We start from the raw sequence: 19,469 nt of genomic DNA on the forward strand, positions 1-19,469 counted from the left end.
CGGGGCGTCAGCCGACGTAGTCGCGCAACGCCTCGGCGCGGGAGGGGTGGCGCAGCTTGGACATCGTCTTGGCCTCGATCTGCCTGATGCGCTCGCGCGTCACGCCGTACACCTTGCCGATCTCGTCCAGCGTCATCGGACGACCGTCGGCCAGGCCGTACCGCATCGAGATCACCCCGGCCTCCCGCTCGGACAGGCTGCCGAGGATCTGCAGCAGCTGGCGCCGCATCAGCGTGTAGGAGACCTGCTCGACCGGGCCGGGCGCCTCCGAGTCCTCGATCAGGTCGCCGAGCTCGGCGTCGCCCTCCTCCCCGAGCGGGGTGTGCAGGGAGATCGGCTCGCGGGCGTGGCGCTGCGCCTCCACCACCTTGTCGGGCTCCATCTCGACCTCGGCGGCGATCTCCTCCGGCGTCGGCTCGCGGCCGAGGTCGGCCAGCAGCCGCCGCTGCGCGGAGGCCACCTTGTTGATCACCTCGACCATGTGCACGGGGATGCGGATCGTGCGCGACTGGTCGGCCATCGCGCGGGTGATGGCCTGCTTGATCCACCAGGTCGCGTAGGTGGAGAACTTGAATCCGAGCGTGTAGTCGAACTTCTCGATGGTGCGGATCAGACCCAGGTTGCCCTCCTGGATCAGGTCGAGGAAGAGCATGCCGCGCCCGGTGTAGCGCTTGGCGATCGAGACGACCAGCCGCAGGTTGGCCTCCAGCATGCGCTGCTTGGCCCACCCGCCGTCCTCGGCGATCCACTCCAGGTCGGCCCGCAGCTCGGCGGGCAGGCCCGGCTCGGTGTCGAGCCGCTCGCGGGCGAACAGGCCGGCCTCGATCCGCTTGGCCAGGTCGATCTCCTGCTCGGCGGTGAGCAGCGGGACCTTGCCGATCTGCTTGAGATAGTCCTTCACGGTGTCGCGGCTGGCTACGGCCTCGGCCGTCAGGGTCGCGGTCATGCGTTCCTTTCCAAACTTAGTATGGACATAAGATTAGGATCAACCATAGATAGTGTCAACCTAAAATGATGTCGGACCTAAAAATTTGTGAGAGGGTGGTGCCCATGAGCACCGACGCGCTGGGTTTGAGGGAACAGAAGAAGCGAGAGACCAGGCAGGCCATCTCCGACCACGCTACCCGCCTGTTCGTGGAGCGCGGCTTCGAGCGGACCACGATTTCCGACATCGCCGCCGCCGCCAGGGTCGCGAAGATGACGGTCACCAACTACTTCTCCCGCAAGGAGGACATGGCGCTCGACCACCACGAGGAGTTCGTGGCCTCGCTGGCGGCGACGGTCAGGGGGCGGGCGGCCGGGCAGTCGGCGCTGGCGGCGCTGCGCGAGGCGTTCCTGGCGGCGGTCGAGCGGCGCGACCCGGTGATCGGGTTCGCGGGCGAGCCGTTCACCCGCATGATCGCCAACAGCCCCACCCTGGTGGCCCGCCTGCGCGAGCTGCACGAACAGCGGGAGGAGGCGCTGGCGGCCGAGCTGGGCGGCGACCTGGACGCCCGGGTCGCCGCCTCGGCGCTCGCCGGTGTCCACCGGGTGCTGTTCGCCGACCTGACGCGGCGCACGCTGGCGCACGAGGACCCCGACGCCGTCGCCGCCGCGCTGAAGGAGGCGGCCACGACCGCGTTCGGCCTGCTGGAGTCGTCGTTCGGCGGCTACGCCGTACGGGCGGCCTGAACGCCCGCCGCCGGCCGGGGGTTGCGGCGTGCCGACCGGCCGGAGGAGAAAGCTCCAGGTCAGCCGGGGTACCGTCCCATATGTAAGGATCCGGCGCCTCGGGGGTGGTGACTTTGGTGGGACGGTTCCCCCCTTCCGACGCTGTCGACGCCTTCGACGACGGACAGGGCCACGACGGCCACGACGACCACGACCTGATGGCCAGGGGCCTGACCGAGATGCTGGAGACGATCGGCGCCCACACCGGCGCGGTCTACCGTCTGTCTCCCGACGGCCAGGTGCTGGAACTACGGGTGATGCTGGGGCTGCCCCGGGAGTTCGTCCAGCCGTGGGAGCGGGTGAGCCGGTCCGCGCCGGTCCCGGTGGCCGACGCGCTGCGCGAGCGGCGCCTGGTGTGGGTGGGCAGCGCCCGCGACATGGTGCGCTGCTATCCGTCGATCGCCGTGGCCCTCCCCTACGACTACTCCCTGGCCGCCCTCCCGCTGTCGACCTCGGCGGGCGACTGGGGGGCGATGTTCATCGTCTGGTCGGGCTCCTATCCGCCACCACCGGCGCACATGCGCGACCGGCTCACGGCCGCCGCGGACACGCTGGCCCGCCGGCTGGAGACGGCCACCGCCGGCGGTCCCTCCCTGGAGCGGGGCACCGGCTCGCTCGACGCGGCGCGCGCCGACCCGGCCGTCGCGCTCGGGGCGATGGTGGCCCGGCTGCCCGAGGGACTGTGCACCCTGGACGTCAACGGCCGCGTCACCTACGTCAGCCCGAAGGGGGCCGCCCTGCTCGGCGAGTCGCCGCTGCGGCTGATCGGCGCCCGGCCCTGGGTCGTGCTGCCGTGGCTGGACGATCCGGTCTACGAGGACCACTACCGCCGGGCGATGATCAGCCAGCGGCCGTCCTCGTTCGTGGCGCTGCGTCCGCCGGACCGGTGGCTGGCCTTCGACCTGTATCCCTCGATCTCCGGCATCACCGCGCGCATCACCCCGGCGCCTGCGGAGGCGCAGGCCGTCCCGGCCGCCACGCAGCCGATCGACGTGGCGCTGCCCGCCCGGGCTGGAGCGATCTACCACATCCTCCATCTGGCGAGCAGGCTGACGCAGGCCGCCGGGGTGCAGGACGTGCTGGACCTGGTCGCCGACCAGATCATGCCCGCGTTCGGCGCCCAGGCGGTGGCCCTGCTGACGGCCGAGGACGGACGGGTGCGGGTCGTCGGCCACCGGGGGTTCCCGCCGCACATCATCGAGCAGTACGGCAGGCTGTCCCAGACCGCGCCCACCCCGAGCGTGCGCGCGATGGTCACCGGGGTGCCCAACTTCTTCGAGTCGCACGAGGCGCTGTACCGGGTCTACCCGATGGCCGTCGCGCCGGACGACGGCATGGCCGCCTGGGCGCTCATGCCGCTGATCGCCTCCGGCCGTCCCATCGGCACCTGCGTGCTCGCCTTCAGGGAGCCACACCGCTTCACCATCGAGGAGCGCGCCGTCCTCACCTCGCTGGGCGGCCTGATCGCCCAGGCGCTGGAGCGCGCCCGGCTGTACGACGCCAAGGTGGAGCTGGCCCACGGCCTGCAGCAGGCCCTGCTGCCGCACGCCCTCCCCCACGTGCCAGGGCTGGCCGCGGCCGCCCGCTACCTGCCCGGCACCGAGGGCATGGACATCGGGGGCGACTTCTACGACGTCATCCGCCTGCCCGGCGACGCCGCCGCGGCCGTCATCGGCGACGTGCAGGGGCACAACGTCACCGCCGCCGCCCTCATGGGCCAGCTCCGCACCGCGGTGCGCGCCTACGCCGCGGCCGGCGCCGATCCGGGCGAGGTCATGACCCGTACCAACCAGTTGCTCACCGACCTCGACCCCGGCCTGTTCGCCAGTTGCGCCTACGTCCATCTCGATCTGCGGCTCCGGGTGGCGCGCCTGGCCCGCGCCGGTCACCCCGAACCTCTCCTCCGGCATCCCGACGGCCGCGTGGAGGTGATCCACGTGCCGGGAGGGCTCCTGCTGGGCGTCGACCACGAGGCGGAGTTCCCGTGCACCGAGATCGCCCTGGAGGACGGCAGTCTCCTGTCGCTCTACACCGACGGCCTGATCGAGGTGCCGGGGCTCGACCTCGACGACGGCCTGGCCGCTCTCGGCGCCGAGCTCGGGCGTTCCGGCGACCTGCCGCTGACCGAACTGGCCGACATCCTGATGGGCGGCGCGCGCGGCGCCAACCGGCGCAGCGACGACGTCGCCCTGCTCCTTCTGCGCCTCACGGCCGAGCCGGCCTCCTAGCGCGCGACGGCGCCCTCCGCGGTGACCCTGATCTCCGCCTCCGGCCGTCCCGCGAAGGCGAGCATCCGGCCGGCCTCGGCCATGACCTCGGCCATGACCGCGGCGGGCAGCTCGCGGAAGGGCCTGATCTCCAGGCCCTCGCCGGTCAGCCACCACATGCCCGCGACGAACCCGTCGACCAGGATGACGGGGTTGGTGACCGCGCCGACGCACACCACCTTGCGGTGCTCGTCGGTCATCATGCGGGTGCGGTCGTCGTAGGCGAGGACCAGGTTGTCGAACCAGGGCAGGAACCGTACGGGGGCCGGGGCGTCCTCGGGGACCAGCTCGGCCTCGGGCAGGTCATACAGGGGGCGGCCGTTCTCGTCGGTGTAGCGGCGCAGCGGCATCCGCTCGACGACCTCGCGCAGCCTGGTCAGCCCCGACCAGACCTGGATGTCCTTCACGCCGGCCGGTCCGAACGCGGCCAGGTACCGCTCGATCATCCGCTCCACCGCCAGCTCGGCGGCCAGGGGGGCGCCGATCCACTCCTCGGCGAGCGTGAACGGCGTGGCGCCGCCCGTGCCCCAGATGCCGTTGGGCGGGGTGTGCACCAGGGGCAGCAGCGCCTGGGCCGACCAGCCGAGGGCCAGTGGCTGCACCTCGGGCCAGCGGGCGGCCAGCAGGTCGCGCAGCTGGGGGCGGGTCAGGGTCCGGCCGGTGAGCAGTTCCCTGGCCAGGGCGGCCAGCTCCTCCAGGTCGACGCCGCCGGTGGCCTTGCCGAAGGCGGCCTGGCGGGTGCGGGAGAGCGTGGCCTGCATGAGCGGGCGCAGCCACAGGTAGTCGGCGGCGGCGGTCAGGTGCTGGGTGCCGCGCAGCAGCGAGCCGCGCACGACCTGCCGGCCGTACAGCAGGCCGGACAGGTCGTGCTGGGTGAAGCCGGCCAGGCGTGACCACAGGCCGAAGTAGGGGGCGTCGATCTCCTGTCCCTGCACCGCCACGAGCCGGCGGACCGCCTCGAGCGGCGTCGTGTGCGCGCGGCGCAGCAGGAGCTGGCGGTCGAGGGCGGTGCGGTTGAGTGTCCTGCGCGTCAGCTTCATACCGGCGACGCTAGGGCCTCTTGCGGAAGACCTCGTTCCTCAATTCGGCGAGCGCGTCCCTGAGACTGTCGGTGATCTCCCAGGCGTCGGGGATCATGTCGCGGTCGGTGACCACGCCGATGTTCAGGACGCCGTCGTAGGAGAAGCAGGTGATGTTGACGCCCCCGCTCACGTCGGTGATCACCGAGACGGGATAGAAGGTCAGCAGCCTGGCCCCGCACACGTACAGGGGGAACTGCGGCCCCGGCACGTTGGAGATCGTCACGTTGATCGGCGGCGCGGTGTGCCCGACGAGCTGGAAGGCCGAGCGGGCGGCCAGGCCCATGAGGGCGGCGGGCATGGACTCGCTGAACTCCCTCAGCCAGCGCGCCGGGGACAGGGAGAAGCGCTCCTTGATCCGGCCCATCGCCGCCTGGACCTGTTCCAGCCGCGCCACGGGATCCTCGACATGGACGGCCAGCGGCGCGGTCATGATCGTCACCTGGTTGCCGGGGCCGCGCTCGTGCAGCGAGAACGGCACGCCCGCCACCAGCGGCCGGTCGGGGACCCCGCCGTGCGCGGCCAGCCACGCGCGCAGCCCGCCGGCGCACACCGCCATCACCACGTCGTTGACCGTCACGCCGAACGCCTTGCGCACCTCCTTGATCTCCTCCAGCGGCAGCGACACGAGCGCGACGCGCCGGTGCGCGGAGATCGGGCCGCTGAACGGGGTGCGCGGCGCGGGCAGGGCGGGCAGGGCCGGCGCGTCTCCGGTGCCCGCGAGCGTGCGTGCCAGGCCCGAGACCAGCTCCACGCCGGGCACCTTCGACACGACGGGGATCTCGTCCAGGTGCGGCACCGCCCGGGCGGCGAACTTCACCGCCTGCGCGGGGTTGGCGGCCAGCCTGGTCAGCGCCCTGCCGACCATCTCGAGGGGGCTCGGCGCCGGCTCGTCAGGCTCGGGCTCGACCTCGGGGGGCGGCGCCGGGACGGGGGTGAGGTCGAGCAGGACGGCCAGCACGTCCGCGCCGCCCACGCCGTCGACCGCCGCGTGATGGATCTTGGTGTAGAGGCCCGTACGGCCGCCGGCCAGGCCGTGGATCAGGTAGATCTCCCACAGCGGGCGGTTGCGGTCGAGCCTGCGGGCGTGCAGGCGGGAGACCTGCTCGGCCAGCTGCCTGTCGTCACCCGGCGGGGGCAGCCCGATCTCCCTGACGTGGTAGTCGAGGTCGAGGTCGTCCTCGTGCACCCAGTAGGGGTGGTCGAGACCGAACGGCACCGGCGCCAGCTTGCGCCGCATCGCCGCCACGTGCGGGAGCCGCTGCGTGAGCAGGTCCTGCAGGTCGCGTCTGAGGAGGGGACCGTCGAGGACGGCCAGTCCCGCGATGTTGGCCACGTTCGTGGCGGTCTCGAAGTTGAGGAACTGCGCGTCGAGAGCGGACAGTTGCGCCATACCAGGAAATTTACCGAGGATCGGCATTGCTGCAGAGACCATGACAAGCACTGCCGCCAGGTTGCTGGTCCGGGCGCTGGAGGCGGAGGGCGTGCGGTACGTCTTCGGCATCCCGGGTGAGGAAAACATCCATTTCGTCGACGCGTTGAACGATTCTTCGATCCGCTACGTCCTGGTCCGCCACGAGCAGGGCGCGGCCTTCATGGCGGAGATCTACGGCAGGCTGACGGGCAAGGCCGGAGTCGCCTCGGCGACGCTCGGCCCCGGTGCGATCAACCTCCAGCTGGGCGTCGCCGACGCCACCACCAACAGCACTCCCGTGGTCGCCGTGTCCGCGCAGGTGGGCCTGGACCGCATCTACAAGGAGTCGCACCAGATCGTGGACCTGGTGTCGCTGTTCAGGCCGATCACCAAGTGGTCGGAGCTGGTGCCGACCGCCGCCGCCGTTCCCGAGATGGTGCGCAAGGCGTTCAAGACCGCGCAGACCGAGCGGCCCGGAGCGGTGTACCTGGCGATCCCTGAGGACGTGGAGAAGGCGGAGGTCCCCGACGGGGTCGGGCCGCTGCCGGTGAACGTGGTGCGCCCGGTGGACCCGTCGGCCGCGCAGATCGCCCGCGCCGCCGACCTGCTGGCCACGGCCGCCCGCCCGGTGATCCTGGCCGGCCACGGCGCCACCAGGGCCGGCGCCCGCGACGCGCTCGTCCGCTTCTCCGAACGGCTCGGCCTGCCGGTGGCGACCACCTTCAACGGCAAGGGCGTCTTCCCCGACGATCACCGGCACGCGCTGGGGGCGTTCGGCTTCATGCGCCACGACCACGTGAACTTCGCCTTCGACGAGGCCGACGTGCTGATCAGCGTGGGCTACGAGCTCCAGGAGTTCGACCCGGTGAAGATCAATGCCGACCGGTCGAAGAAGATCATTCACATCCACCAGTTCCCCGCCGAGGTCGACGACCACTACCCGGTCGCGGTCGGCATCCAGGGCGACATCTCCAGGTCGCTGCACGCCCTCGGCGAGGCGGTGCACCGCCGCTTCACGCCCAGTCCGACGGTGGAGAAGGTGCGCCGGCTGGTCAGGGAGGAGTTCGAGCAGGGGCGGCAGGAGGACGGCTTCCCGCTCACGCCGCGCCGGATCGTCGCCGACATCCGGCAGGCGATGGGACGCGATGACATCGTGCTGGCCGACACGGGCGCGGTGAAGATGTGGATGTCGCGCATGTACCCCACCTACGAGCCCAACACGATGCTGGTCTCCAACGGGCTGTCGTCCATGGGGTTCGCGGTGCCCGGCGCGATCGCGGCCAAGCTCGCCTTCCCCTCGCGCAGGGTGCTGGCCGCCACGGGTGACGGCGCGTTCCTGATGAACTCCCAGGAGCTGGAGACCGCCGTGCGCGAGCGCGTGCCGATCACGGTGCTCATCTGGGAGGACGACGCCTACGGGCTCATCGACTGGAAGATGGGCCTCGAGCTGGGCCGCAGCTCCAACATCGCCTTCGGCAACCCCGACTTCGTGAAGTACGCCGAGAGCTTCGGGGCCAGGGGCTACCGGGTGCGTTCGGCCGCCGAGCTGCTGCCGACGCTGCGCGAGGCGCTGGACGGCGACGGCGTGTCGGTGATCGCCGTCCCCGTCGACTACTCGGCCAACCTGGCGCTCACCGAGTCGCTCGCGGGCCTGGGGGTGACGCCCCCGACCGGCGACGCCTGAGCCCGCGCGAGCGCGCCCTCCGGGAACCGCACCCTCTAAGATCGGGCCGATGGACGTGCCCGCCGTAGTCACCGATGGCCCGCGGCCGCCCGCCCCTGCCGTACGGCCGGCGGGCGACCCCTACCACGTCTACCTCGACTCCCTGGCCAGCGCCGAGTCGAGGAGGACGATGCGGGGCTGCCTCGACCGCATCGCGCGGGTGCTGACGGGCGACGAGGCGGTGACGGGCGCCGGGATGCCGTGGCACCTGCTGCGCTACGAGCACACCGTGCGGATCAGGACCGTGCTCACCGAGCAGGGCTGGTCGCCCGCCTACGTCAACAAGCACCTGGTGGCGCTGCGGCGGGTGCTGAAGGAGGCCTGGCGGCTCGGGCAGACCAGCGCCGAGGACTACGCCAGGGCCGCCGACCTGGCTCCCGTCACGCACACGCGGCTGCCCGCCGGCCAGCACGTGCCGCCGGAGGTGGTGGGGGCGGCGCTGGCGGCCTGCGACGACGCGCCCGCCGGGCGGCGCGACGCCGCGCTCATCGCCGCCCTGTACTCCACCGGCTGCCGGCGGGCCGAGATCGCCGGGCTCACGCTGGCCGACTACGAGCCGGCCGCCCGCTCGCTGCGGGTGCGCGGCAAGCGCGACAAGGAGCGGCTGGTCTACCTGACGGGCGACGCGATCGGCCTGCTGGAGCGGTGGCTGGCCGTCCGCGGGCGGGCGGCGGGGGCGCTGTTCTGCCCGATCAGCCGGTCAGGACGGCTGCGGACGCGGGACGAGCGGCCGGTGGCGCTGACCGGGCAGGGCATCGCCGACATCCTGGCGCGGCGGCTCGGCGAGGCGGGAGCCGGCAGGCGGACCGCGCACGACTTCCGCAGGACGTTCATCGGCGAGCTGCTCGACGCGGGGGTGGACCTGGCCACCGCGCAGGCGCTGGTGGGCCACTCCTCCCCCGCCACCACCGCGCGCTACGACCGGCGGCCCGAGAACACCCGCCGCGAGGCCGTCGACCGGCTCCGGCTGCCGCAGGCCCGCCCCCTCCCCTGACGGTGGCGCGCCGCCTTCGAGGTCCCTGGCCGCCGCGCCGCGCCCGGCCGCGGGGATCTCACAGGCCGCGCACGGCGGCGATGGTGAAGGGCCGCTGCGGCGTCCCCTCGCCGAGCGGACCACCCTTGTCGAACTGGGAGCGGACCACGTAGAGCGTTCCCCTGCTGCGCACCAGCGTGGTCGGGAACTGCAGCGCGTCGTCGGTCACCCGCCGCTCCAGACGGGCGGACGTGCCGTCGGCGGCGACGTGCCACCGGCTGACGGTGCAGGTGACGTTGTGGGCCACCCAGAGCGTGCCGTTCCGCAGGTCCAGCCCGTCGGCGTACCTCATGTCCCCTCCGTTCAGGGCGGCCCTGCCGATCGCGCCCGAGGCGAGATCGAGTCGGTAGAGGTGGCCTCCGGCCATGTCCGCGGTCAGCAGGAAGCGCCCGGAGGGGTCGGCGACGATGCCGTTGAGCGTGTAGGCGCCCGGCTCGTGCGGTGCCAGCGCGTCCTTGAGGTCGAAGCGGGGCTCGAGCTTCCCCGGCCTGCCGTCGGCCGCGGCCACCTGGGCGGGCGTGACGCGATAGACCACCGCGCGGACGCTGTCGGTGAGATAGGCGGTGCCGTCGGGGGCGATCGCGACGTCGTTGACGAAGCGGGGCTCGCGCCCCTCGACCGTGAAGGCGGCCAGCAGGCGGCGGCTGCGGGTGTCGTAGACGGACACGCCCGTCGTGGAGTCGGTCACCCACAGGCGGCCGAGGCGGTCCACCTTCAGCCCGTTGGCGGTGTCGCGCCCGTCCGCGCCCGCCGGCAGGAAGATCGTGGCGGTGCGCCGGCCTGGCGTCATCTTGAAGATCGTGCCGTCGGTGTACGAGCCGGCGTAGAGGTCTCCGGTGCGGGGGTCGGCGGCGATTCCCTCGGGGTAGACCCGCTCGCCGGGCAGCTCGTAGGCGGGGGAGATCCGCGCGTGCGCCGCGGCGTGGGCGGGTACGGCGGCGCCGGCCGTACCGGCCTGCACGGGGGCCGCGCAGGTCAGGAGGGCGAGGGCCGCGGCCGCGACGGCCTGACGGAAGGGGGGCATGCGACTGCTCCTCAGATTGATAGCTCTCTATCGTTTGGATGAATACACACGATAATTAGAGTTCTAATGCTCGTCAACAGGCGAATACACAGGGCCGCTACCATGCGAAGATGACCTCGATGCCGGTTCCCGAGCGCCTCGGCAGCCATCTCAAGCGCGCCGAACAGGCGCTCATCGCGGCCAAGCACGCCGCGCTCAAGGGGGCCGGCCTGACGGTGCCGCAGTACGCGGCGCTGCTTCACCTGTCCGACAACCCCGGCATCTCCGCCGCGGCGCTGGCACGGGCCTGCGCGGTCACCGCGCCCACCATGAACACCGTGCTCAGGAACCTCCAGGACAACGGCCTCATCGAGCGCACCCCGCACGCGTGGCACAAGAACATCCTGGAGACCCGGCTCACCGAGAAGGGCGAGAGGGTGCTGGCCGAGGCCGACCCCCGCGCCGTGCGGGTCGAACGCGAGCTGGCCGCCGCGTTCAGCGAGGAGGAGCGACAGACGCTCATCGCCCTGCTCGGCCGGTGCATCGACCACCTGCGGTCGCGCGAGTGAGATCCCAGGGCGGAAGCCGCCGCCGCTGAACGCGCCGAGCAGGGCAGGCCGCCCAGAGCCGAACCGGGCCGTCTTACAGATCAACAGCGCAGATGCGCTTATACACCGCAGATATACCCTCAGTGTATAGTCGGCGGCCATGAGCGTCCCTCTTGCGCTGCTCGGTCTCCTTGAGCGGGAGCCGAGCCACGGATACGACCTGAAACACGACTACGACACCTACTTCGGCAGGGGCAAGCCGCTGCCGTTCGGACAGGTGTACTCCACGCTCGCCCGCCTGGCCCGGGACGGCAAGGTCACCGCCGGGCAGAGCGAGCCGGGCGACGGACCGGACCGCAAGCGCTACGCCATCACCCCGATCGGCAGGAGCGAGGTCGAGTCGTGGCTGGCCGAGCCGGTCGCGGCTGAGCCGTACCTGCAGACCGTGCTGTTCACCAAGGTCGTGCTGGCGCTGATGCTGGACCGCGACGCGGCGGGTTACCTGGATGCCCAGCGCGCGGCTCACCTGCGACGCATGCGGGAGCTGACCGAGATCAGGCGCGAAGGCGCGCTGATCGACGTGCTTCTCGCCGACCACGCCCTGTTCCGTCTGGAGGCCGACCTGCGGTGGATCGATGTCACCCAGGCCCGGCTGGGGGCGCTGGCGGAGACGGTGCGCGGCCGATGATCGTCAACGCACTGCTGCGGGCCGAGAAGGTCAGCCGCTCCTACGGCAACACGGCCGCGCTGGTGGAGGCCGGCCTTTCGGTGACCGCGGGTGAGGTCCTGGCCATCATGGGGCCCAGCGGTTCCGGCAAGTCGACGCTGCTGCACCTACTCGCCGGGATCTTCACACCGGACAGCGGCGAGGTGTGGTTCGACGGGCGGCGGCTCGACACGCTGGACGACGGCCGCCGCAGCGAGCTGCGGCGCACCGCCTTCGGTTTCGTCTTCCAGTTCGGTCAGCTCGTGCCCGAGCTGACCGTGGCCGACAACGTGGCGCTGCCGCTGCTGCTCGGCCGTACCAGACGCAAGGAGGCCTACGCGCGGGCCGTCTCCTGGCTGGAGCGGCTGGAGCTGGCGGGCCTGGGCGGCCGGCGCACCGGGGAGCTGTCGGGCGGGCAGACACAGCGGGTGGCCATCGCCAGGGCGCTGGTGACGCGGCCGAGGGTCGTCTTCGCCGACGAGCCGACCGGTGCGCTCGACTCGCTCACCGGCGAGCACGTGATGGACCTGCTGGTGGGCCTGGCCCGCGAGGAGGGCACCACCGTGATCGTGGTGACGCACGACGTCCGGGTCGCCGCCTGCGCCGACCGGGAGATCATCGTGCGCGACGGCAGGGTGACCGACCCGTACGCCGGCGGGGTCGTCCGATGATCCTCCTGGGCCTGCGGCTGTCGCTGCGCAGCGGCAGGGAGACGGCGGCCCGGCTGGCGCTGATCGTGGCAGGGGTGGCGGTCGGCGTGGCCGTGCTGCTGGCCACGCTGTCGCTCTTCAACGCCTTCCAGGCCACCAACGACCGCCCCTGCTGGGAGTGCACGCGCGGCACGCCGCCCAGCGGCTGGGTCCTGGACGCCACCGCCGACGGCGCGCTGTGGAACCTCCGCGAGGACTACTACGCGGGCCAGACGATCAAGAGGCTGGACGCGGCGGCGCTCGGCGCCCGGGCGCCGGTCATCCCCGGGCTGTTCCACATGCCCAGCCCCGGCCAGTACTACGCCTCGCCCGCGCTGGCCAGGCTGCTGGACTCGGCGCCGCGCGAGCAGCTCGCCGGCCGCTTCCCCGGCACGCGGGCGGGCCTGATCGGCCAGGCCGGGCTGTCCGGGCCCGACGAGCTGGCCATCGTGGTGGGGCGGACGCCGCAGCAGGTCGCCGCCATGACCGGCACCCGGCAGGTCGACGCGGTCGCCACCGACCCCGCGGCCGATGAGAGCGCGGACGTCTACCGGTTCGGGTTCGGTATCGCCGCGATCGGGCTGATCGTCCCGCTGCTGGTGCTGGTGGGCACCGCCACCCGGCTGGCCGCCGCCCGCCGCGAGACCCGCTTCGCGGCGATCAGGCTGGTCGGCGCGACCTCCCGGCAGGTCAACGTCCTCGCCGCGGTCGACGCCGCGGTGGGCGCGCTGCTCGGCGCGCTGGCCGGCGTCGCGCTCTTCCATCTGGTACGGCCGGCCGTGGCCGGCGTGCGGATCACCGGTTCGCGCTTCTTCCCCGAGACGGCCGTCCCGAGCCCCTGGCAGTACGTGGCCGTGCTGGCCTGCGTGCCGCTCGTCGCGGCCGGCGCCGCTCTGTGGTCGCTGCGCCGGGTGCGGATCTCGCCGCTCGGTGTGGCAAGGAAAGCCGCCCCGCCACCGCCGCGGGCCTGGCGGGTGGTCCCGCTGCTGGCCGGCCTGGGGCTCTTCGCGGGCCCGGCGTTCACCAACGGCAAACCCAATGCCCTGTGGGCCGACGCCGGGATCGCGCTCATCATGGTCGGGCTGGTGTTGGCCGGGCCGTGGCTGACGATGCTGGCCGCGCGCCTGACGGCCCGGCTGACCCGCGGCGCGGCGACGCTGCTGGCCGCGCAGCGTCTGGCCGCCGACCCGAAGGCCGCGTTCAGGTCGGTCAGCGGGCTGGTGCTGGCGGTGTTCATCGGGACGACGATCGCGGCCCTGGTACCGGCGGTGGTCGCGGGCCAGCAGGCCGTGGCAGGCGGCGCGCTCAACAACGTCCTGGGCGCCTCGCTCTCCCGGCCGGGCGTCCCCGGCCTGTCCTCACGGGCGTCGGCGGACCTGCTCGCCCGGCTGCGCGCCCATCCCGGCGCGGACGTGCTGCCGATCTACGCCAGGGCGGACCTGGAGACCATCCGCCCGCCGTTGGACGGCCCGCCACCCGCGACATCCGTCGTCGAGTGCTCGAGCCTGGCACGCTTCCCCATACTCGGTCGCTGCCCCGCGGGTGCGCAGGCCGTGATGGGCAACTTCGCCCGCATCGTCGGCGCCGACAACCCCCTCACCGTCGACAAGCTCCTTCCGCTGGCGGGGCCGGCCAGCGAGTCCGCGTCCGCAGCCGGGCTCGAGCTGGAGGCTGTCATGATCGGCACGGTCGACGCGGCGACGCTGGAGCGGCTGCGCACCCTGCTGGCGGAATACACCGCCGAGGCGCCGATGACGTTCGCCGAGATCGCCCAGGCCAGAGCGGACCTGTACATCCGCGCGGAAAACGTGGCCCTGGTCATGGTCGCCCTCACCCTGGTCGCCGGCGGCTGCAGCCTCGTGGTGGCGGTCGGCGGCGGCCTGGTGGAGCGCAGGCAGCCGTTCACCCTGCTGCGGCTGGCCGGCACGCCCACGCGCACCCTGGCCACGGTGGTGCTGCTGGAGTCGGCGATGCCGCTCGTGCTGGCCGCCCTGCTCGCCGCCGGAGCCGGTTTCGGCGTGGCCGAACCGGTCATCGACCAACTCGCGATGAAGGGCGCGTCCCTGGCGATGCCCGGGCCGGTCTACTTCGCGGCCGTCGGCGGCGGCCTGGCCGCGTCCCTCCTGGTGATCCTCACGGCCATCCCGCTGCTCAGGCGCATGACCGCGCCCGACAACGCGCGTTTCGAATAGGAGTCCCATGACGCTCATGCTGAGACTGGCAGGGTTGATCGCGCTGTCCCTGATCACCGCGGTCGTGGTGGCAGTGCCCACCAGCGCGGCGGACGCCCGCTACTCCGCGCAGATCCGGCGCACCGAGTACGGTCTCCCGCACGTGTCCGCCAAGGACTATGGCGGGCTCGGATTCGGGTACGGCTACGCCTTCGCGCAGGACAACCTGTGCGTGCTGGCCTCCTGGGTGGTGACGCTGCGGGGTGAGCGATCCAGGCACTTCGGCCCCCAGGCGAAGTCCGACGACCCGGTCCGCCCGGTCGCCAACCTGGTCAGCGACGTCTACTACAAGAGCGTCGCCGACTCAGGCGTCGTGCGACGGCTGCTGGCCCAGCCGCCACCGGTGGGCCCGAGCGACGAGCTGCGCCGGCTCGTCGACGGCTACGCCGCCGGGTACAACCGCTACCTGGAGGAGACCGGGGTGGCGAACCTGCCGGATCCCACCTGCCGAGGCAAGGCCTGGGTCGGCCGGATCACCGCCACCGACATCTGGAACAACCTCCTCGACCTCGGTCGCATGGTCAGCAGCTCCCAGTTCAAGGAGCACATCGTCGGAGGAGCCGTGGCCGAGGGGCCGCAGCGGCGGCCAGCCGCGGGCAGCAACGCCTGGGCACTCGGCCGCCGGGCCACCCGCGAAGGCCACGGCATGCTGCTGGCCGACCCGCACTTCCCGTGGAACGGCATCCGGCGCTTCTACCAGGTGCACCTCACCATCCCCGGCGTGCTCGACGTCTCCGGCGCCAGCCTGTACGGCACGCCGGTCGTCCAGATCGGCCACAACGCGGCTGTGGCCTGGGCCCACACCGTCTCCCACGCCCAGCGCTTCAGCCTCTACCAGCTCGACCTCGTGGACCCCACCAGCTACCTGGTGGACGGCCACGCCGAGCCGATGGGCCGCCAGGAGGTGCAGGTCACCCTGCAGGACGGCACCACGGTGGCCCACACGCTCCACACCTCGCGCTACGGCCCGGTGGTGGCCGCCGGGCAGACCGACAAGGTCGCCTACGCGCTGGCCGACGCCAACGCCGCAAACCTGCGGGCGGCCGACGAGTGGCTGGCGATGGCCAGGGCGAGGAACCTCACCCAGCTCCGCGCGGCCCAGACCGCGCATCAGGGCATGCCGTTCGTCCACACGCTCGCCACGGACGCCGGTGGGACCGCCTTCTTCGCCGACACCTCGGTCGTCCCCCACGTCACCGACGCCCAGGCGGACCGCTGCGCCAAGCCCTCGCCCATGCCGGGCCTGGAGGCGTACGTCCTGGACGGCTCGACCTCCGCGTGCCTGTGGGGCAAGGATCGCGACGCCGTCGTGCCGGGCATCTTCGGGCCGGGCAGCCAGCCGAAGCTGACCCGCGCCGATTACGTGGCCAACTCCAACAACACCGCCTGGATGACGAACCCGTCGGCGCCGCTGACCGGCTACCCGCGCGTGTGGGGCGAGGCGCGTACCGAGCTGGAGCCGCGCCCCCGTGTCAGCCTGGACATGATCGCCCAGCGGCTGTCCGGGACCGACGGGCTCGGCGATCCGGGCTTCACCCTGCGAACGCTCCAGGCCACCGCGCAGGGCAAGCGCAACCACACCTTCGAGCTCATGCGCTCGGACCTGCTGAAGCTGTGCCGTACCCACCCCGAGCTGACCACGTCCGCCGGCAGGCAGGTGAACGTGCGCGAGGCCTGCCGGACGCTGCGTGCTTGGGACGGGCGCGCCACCCTGGACGGCCAGGGAGCCGTCCTGTGGCGAGAGTTCTTCGCTCGGCTGGAGCGTCCCACCAGGCCGGGGGACCCCGTTTTCACCCCCTGGCGGGTGCCGTTCGATCCCGCGCATCCGCTGACCACCCCTCGGGGGCTCAAACGCGACGACCCGGTGGTACGGCAGGCCCTGGCCGACGCCGTGCTCTACTTCCAGACCAACCGCATCCCCCTGGCTCTCACCCCCGGCCAGGCGCAGCACTACTCCTCGATCCCGGTTCCCGGCTGCACGGAAGGGGAGGGCTGCTTCGACAGGGTACGCATGCGCGGCCGGCTCGGCACCGACGGGCGTTACCCGGAGGTGGACACCGGTTCCAGCTTCATGATGGCCGTCGAGCTCACCCGCGCCGGGCCCCGTACCCGCACCATCCTGACCTATTCGCTCTCCACCAACCCGGACTCGCCCCACCACACCGACCAGACCGTCCTGTTCTCGCGCGGCCAGTGGGTCAGCGAGCGCTTCACCGAAGCCGAGATCGCCGCCGACCCGCATCTGCGGACGACCACGGTACGCGGGTGAGGCAGACGCCCTACGAGAAGGCCGTCCTGGTGCCCAGACGGTGGAGCGGATCGCCGGCTGTCACGACCCGGGGCGCCGGCGGGCCCGGCGCGGATTTCCTTCCCGTTGCGCCAAAGCCGACCAGAGCGCCGTGACCTGCGCTTTTGCCGTTTCTCATGGGTCCGGTGAGGCAAGTGCTGACCCAGTCTTGGGGCGGGATGGAATAGCGACCGCCGGATGTCCGTTAGAGTCGACAAGGCCGCTGTGGTCTGTGTCCCCCGGGCCGCAAATTACCGCCTTCACGGAATACCGTTCGGCTGGAGCCGTGTTGTGCATCTCGCCGAGGAGGCGACCGCCACAGCGGCCTTGAACGTGGAGACGGCGCCCCACCCGTGAGGGGTGGGGCGCCGTGCCGCGTTGGGACGTGGGCCGGCGCCGGGCCCACTAGGGTGGGCTTCGCCGTCCCACGACCCAGGAGAGCCGTTGCTGTACCAGATGGTGAAGTTCGTCGCCGCGCCGATGGCGCACGTGATGTGGCGCCCGCACATCTCCGGCGCCTACCACGTCCCGGCCAAGGGTCCCGCCATCCTGGCGGCCAACCACCTGGCGGTCATCGACTCCTTCCTGCTTCCCGCTCTCCTGCCCCGCCACGTGACCTTCGCCGCCAAGAGCGAGTACTTCAGCGGCAACCCCGTCTCGCAGTGGTTCATGCGCCTGGGCGGCAGCCTGCCGGCCGACCGCGAGACGGCCACCGCCGCCCAGGCCCTGCTCGACAGCGCGGCCGACCTGCTCGAGCGGGGCGAACTGTTCGGCATCCACCCCGAGGGCACCCGCTCCCCCGACGGCCGCCTGTACCGCGGCAAGATCGGCGTGGCGTGGCTGGCACTGAAGACGGGCGCGCCGGTCCTGCCCGTGGCGCTGTCGGGCACGGAGAACGTCATGCCGCCGGGAGCCAAGGTGCCGCGCCTCACCAGGATCGGCATCAAGATCGGCGCTCCGCTGACCTTCGAGGGCGACCACAGGAACGCCCGCGACAGGCGCAGGGTCACCGACGAGATCATGGCCGAGATCCAGAAGCTGTCGGGCCAGGAGTACGTGGCCACCTACGCCGCCAGCGTGAAGGCTGGCCGGTCGTGATCGGCCGACGCTAAGCTCGTGAGCCGATCGAGGACATGGGGGTGACTCGTGGCGCGTGGCCGGACGATCGCGATCGTGTCGGGAGCCACCGTGCTGGCGGTGGGGGCCGCCGCGGGCGGTGCCTACTGGCTGCTGCACACCCGCGGCTCGCCGGAGGAGACCGCCCGGCGCTTCGCGGCGGCCTGGCAGGCGGGCGACACGCCGAAGATGACGGCCGAGCTGGTGGCGCCCCAGTCGCTGGCCGCCTACGACCAGCAGCGTAAGGGCCTCGACGTCGAGCGGATGGCGATCACCGTGGGCCGGGTCGTCGACCACGGCGACGACACCGCCACCGCCCCCTACACCGCCACGCTCACGCTCAGGCACATCGGCGAGTGGTCCTACACCGGCCAGATCGATCTCAAGGTCGCCGAGCGCGCGTGGAAGGTCGCCTGGTCGCCCAGCACGCTCCACCCGTCGCTGACGGGCGGCGCCGCCTTCAAGCTCAAGACCGACTGGCCGCGGCGCGGCGCCATCACCGACGCCTCGGGCGAGCGCATCGACACCGGCCAGGTCGGCGGGTCGGTGCAGCAACTGGTCGGCTTCCTCGACAAGGCCACCGCCAAGGACGTCGCCAAGCTCGGCCCCTCCTACCGTGCCGGCGACGCGATCGGCCGCGGCGGCCTGCAGGAGAACTTCCAGAAGCGGCTGGCGGGCACCCCCGCCACCGAGATCATGCTCGGCGACAAGGTGCTCGGCAGGATCGACGGCAGCAAGGGCAAGCCGCTGGAGACCACGCTCGACCCGCGGGTGCAGACCGCGGCCGTCACCGCGGTCCGCGACCTGCCCAAACCCACGTCCCTGGTCGCCGTACGGCACGCCACGGGCGAGATCCTCGCCGTCGTCAACAACCGCGGCGGCTTCAACCGGGCGCTCGACGGCCGCTACCCGCCGGGCTCGACCTTCAAGGCCGTCACCGCGCTCGGCCTGCTGGCCGAGGGCGTCTCCCCCACCCAGCGGGTGACCTGCCCCAAGTACGCCACCATCGGCGGCCTGAAGGTGCGCAACTCCGAGCACGCCGAGTACGGCTCGCTCACCTTCTCCGACTCCTTCGCCTACTCCTGCAACACGACCATCGCCCCGATGGCCGCCGAACGGCTGGGCTCCGACAAGCTGCTGAAGGCCGCCGAGATGGTCGGCTTCAACCAGCCGCTGGCCGTCGGCGTCCCCGCGGCCAAGGCCAGCTTCCCCAGGACCCAGTCCGACGCCGAGCTCGCCGCCGCGTCCTTCGGCCAGGCCAGGATCACCGCCAGCCCGCTGACCATGGCCTCGGTCGCGGCCGCGCTGGCCGACGGCACCTGGCGCCCGCCGACGCTGGTGTCCGGCCTGAAGCAGAAGGCGGCGGCGGTGAAGCTGCCCGAGGACGTGGCCGAAGACCTGCGGTCGATGATGGCGGCCGTGGTCACCAAGGGCACCGCCAAGGCGGCGGGTCTGCCCGAGGGCACGCGCGGCAAGACCGGCACCGCCGAGTACGGCACCGGCCCCGAGCTTCCGTCCCACGCGTGGTTCATGGGCTACCGGGGCGACGTGGCCTTCGCGGTCGTCGTCGAAGGCGGTGGCGGTGGCGGCAAGGTGGCCGCGCCCGTCGCGGCGGCCTTCCTGCGCGGCCTGGCCGCTTCGCTGCCCTAGAAGCAGCGAAGCG

Annotated in this window: 14 protein-coding genes and 1 pseudogene; 11 read left to right on the forward strand and 4 right to left on the reverse strand. The window is 72.3% G+C overall.

Annotated elements, in window-relative coordinates; genetic code table 11:
- Positions 1-7 precede the first annotated feature (7 nt).
- Positions 8-928, reverse strand: a pseudogene (locus ACWEVS_RS26195) (RNA polymerase sigma factor); the annotation flags it as partial.
- Between the two features lie 122 nt (positions 929-1,050).
- On the opposite strand from ACWEVS_RS26195, the gene ACWEVS_RS26200 reads away from it, so the two are divergent.
- Both ACWEVS_RS26200 and ACWEVS_RS26205 read left to right on the forward strand, forming a co-directional pair.
- Positions 1,051-1,671 carry a TetR/AcrR family transcriptional regulator gene (locus ACWEVS_RS26200; RefSeq protein ID WP_452553796.1) on the forward strand — a complete coding sequence of 207 codons (621 nt, stop codon included), beginning with the start codon at positions 1,051-1,053 and terminating at the stop codon, positions 1,669-1,671.
- A gap of 116 nt (positions 1,672-1,787) precedes the next feature.
- Complete coding sequence (locus tag ACWEVS_RS26205; RefSeq protein WP_452553798.1) at positions 1,788-3,938, forward strand: SpoIIE family protein phosphatase; 2,151 nt, start codon at positions 1,788-1,790, stop codon at positions 3,936-3,938.
- Here ACWEVS_RS26205 and ACWEVS_RS26210 read toward each other — a convergent pair.
- Together ACWEVS_RS26210 and ACWEVS_RS26215 are read right to left on the reverse strand one after the other, a co-directional pair.
- On the reverse strand, positions 3,935-5,017 hold the full coding sequence (locus tag ACWEVS_RS26210; RefSeq protein ID WP_452553799.1) for a winged helix DNA-binding domain-containing protein: 1,083 nt from the start codon (positions 5,015-5,017) through the stop codon (positions 3,935-3,937). The genes ACWEVS_RS26205 and ACWEVS_RS26210 overlap by 4 nt on opposite strands.
- A gap of 10 nt (positions 5,018-5,027) precedes the next feature.
- Positions 5,028-6,449 (reverse strand): WS/DGAT/MGAT family O-acyltransferase, encoded by a 1,422-nt coding sequence (locus tag ACWEVS_RS26215; protein WP_452553801.1) that lies wholly within the window; start codon positions 6,447-6,449, stop codon positions 5,028-5,030.
- 40 nt (positions 6,450-6,489) lie between these two features.
- Between ACWEVS_RS26215 and ACWEVS_RS26220 the strand changes: the two genes are divergently transcribed.
- Together ACWEVS_RS26220 and ACWEVS_RS26225 are read left to right on the forward strand one after the other, a co-directional pair.
- On the forward strand, positions 6,490-8,154 hold the full coding sequence (locus ACWEVS_RS26220) for an acetolactate synthase large subunit (protein ID WP_452553803.1): 1,665 nt from the start codon (positions 6,490-6,492) through the stop codon (positions 8,152-8,154).
- Positions 8,155-8,203: 49 nt separating this feature from the next.
- On the forward strand, positions 8,204-9,187 hold the full coding sequence (locus ACWEVS_RS26225; RefSeq protein WP_449929045.1) for a tyrosine-type recombinase/integrase: 984 nt from the start codon (positions 8,204-8,206) through the stop codon (positions 9,185-9,187).
- 58 nt (positions 9,188-9,245) lie between these two features.
- Here the strand turns inward: ACWEVS_RS26225 and ACWEVS_RS26230 are convergent, their stop codons facing one another.
- Positions 9,246-10,250, reverse strand: a complete 1,005-nt coding sequence (locus ACWEVS_RS26230) for an SMP-30/gluconolactonase/LRE family protein (protein ID WP_452553805.1) — start codon at positions 10,248-10,250, stop codon at positions 9,246-9,248.
- A gap of 110 nt (positions 10,251-10,360) precedes the next feature.
- Here ACWEVS_RS26230 and ACWEVS_RS26235 point away from each other — a divergent pair, with 110 nt between their 5' ends.
- From ACWEVS_RS26235 to ACWEVS_RS26265, 7 genes are all read left to right on the forward strand, one after another.
- Positions 10,361-10,798 carry a MarR family winged helix-turn-helix transcriptional regulator gene (locus ACWEVS_RS26235; RefSeq protein ID WP_452417520.1) on the forward strand — a complete coding sequence of 146 codons (438 nt, stop codon included), beginning with the start codon at positions 10,361-10,363 and terminating at the stop codon, positions 10,796-10,798.
- Positions 10,799-10,937: 139 nt separating this feature from the next.
- The gene (locus ACWEVS_RS26240; RefSeq protein WP_449929049.1) at positions 10,938-11,465 is read left to right on the forward strand and encodes a PadR family transcriptional regulator; all 528 of its coding nucleotides are present in this window, start codon (positions 10,938-10,940) and stop codon (positions 11,463-11,465) included.
- Positions 11,462-12,154, forward strand: coding sequence for an ABC transporter ATP-binding protein (locus ACWEVS_RS26245; RefSeq protein WP_449929051.1), 693 nt, complete (start codon positions 11,462-11,464; stop codon positions 12,152-12,154). The genes ACWEVS_RS26240 and ACWEVS_RS26245 overlap by 4 nt, the downstream gene beginning before the upstream one ends.
- Positions 12,151-14,364, forward strand: a complete 2,214-nt coding sequence (locus ACWEVS_RS26250) for an FtsX-like permease family protein (protein ID WP_452553807.1) — start codon at positions 12,151-12,153, stop codon at positions 14,362-14,364. The genes ACWEVS_RS26245 and ACWEVS_RS26250 overlap by 4 nt, the downstream gene beginning before the upstream one ends.
- A gap of 16 nt (positions 14,365-14,380) precedes the next feature.
- A complete protein-coding gene (locus ACWEVS_RS26255; RefSeq protein WP_452553809.1) occupies positions 14,381-16,672 on the forward strand; it encodes a penicillin acylase family protein in 2,292 nt (763 codons plus the stop codon).
- A 462-nt stretch (positions 16,673-17,134) separates the two neighbouring features.
- Positions 17,135-17,788 (forward strand): lysophospholipid acyltransferase family protein, encoded by a 654-nt coding sequence (locus tag ACWEVS_RS26260; protein ID WP_449929057.1) that lies wholly within the window; start codon positions 17,135-17,137, stop codon positions 17,786-17,788.
- 48 nt (positions 17,789-17,836) lie between these two features.
- Entirely contained in the window at positions 17,837-19,456 is a 1,620-nt protein-coding gene (locus ACWEVS_RS26265; RefSeq protein WP_452553811.1) for a penicillin-binding transpeptidase domain-containing protein, read from the forward strand.
- Positions 19,457-19,469: the final 13 nt, after the last annotated feature.

It is taken from the genome of Nonomuraea sp. NPDC003754 (assembly GCF_053605785.1).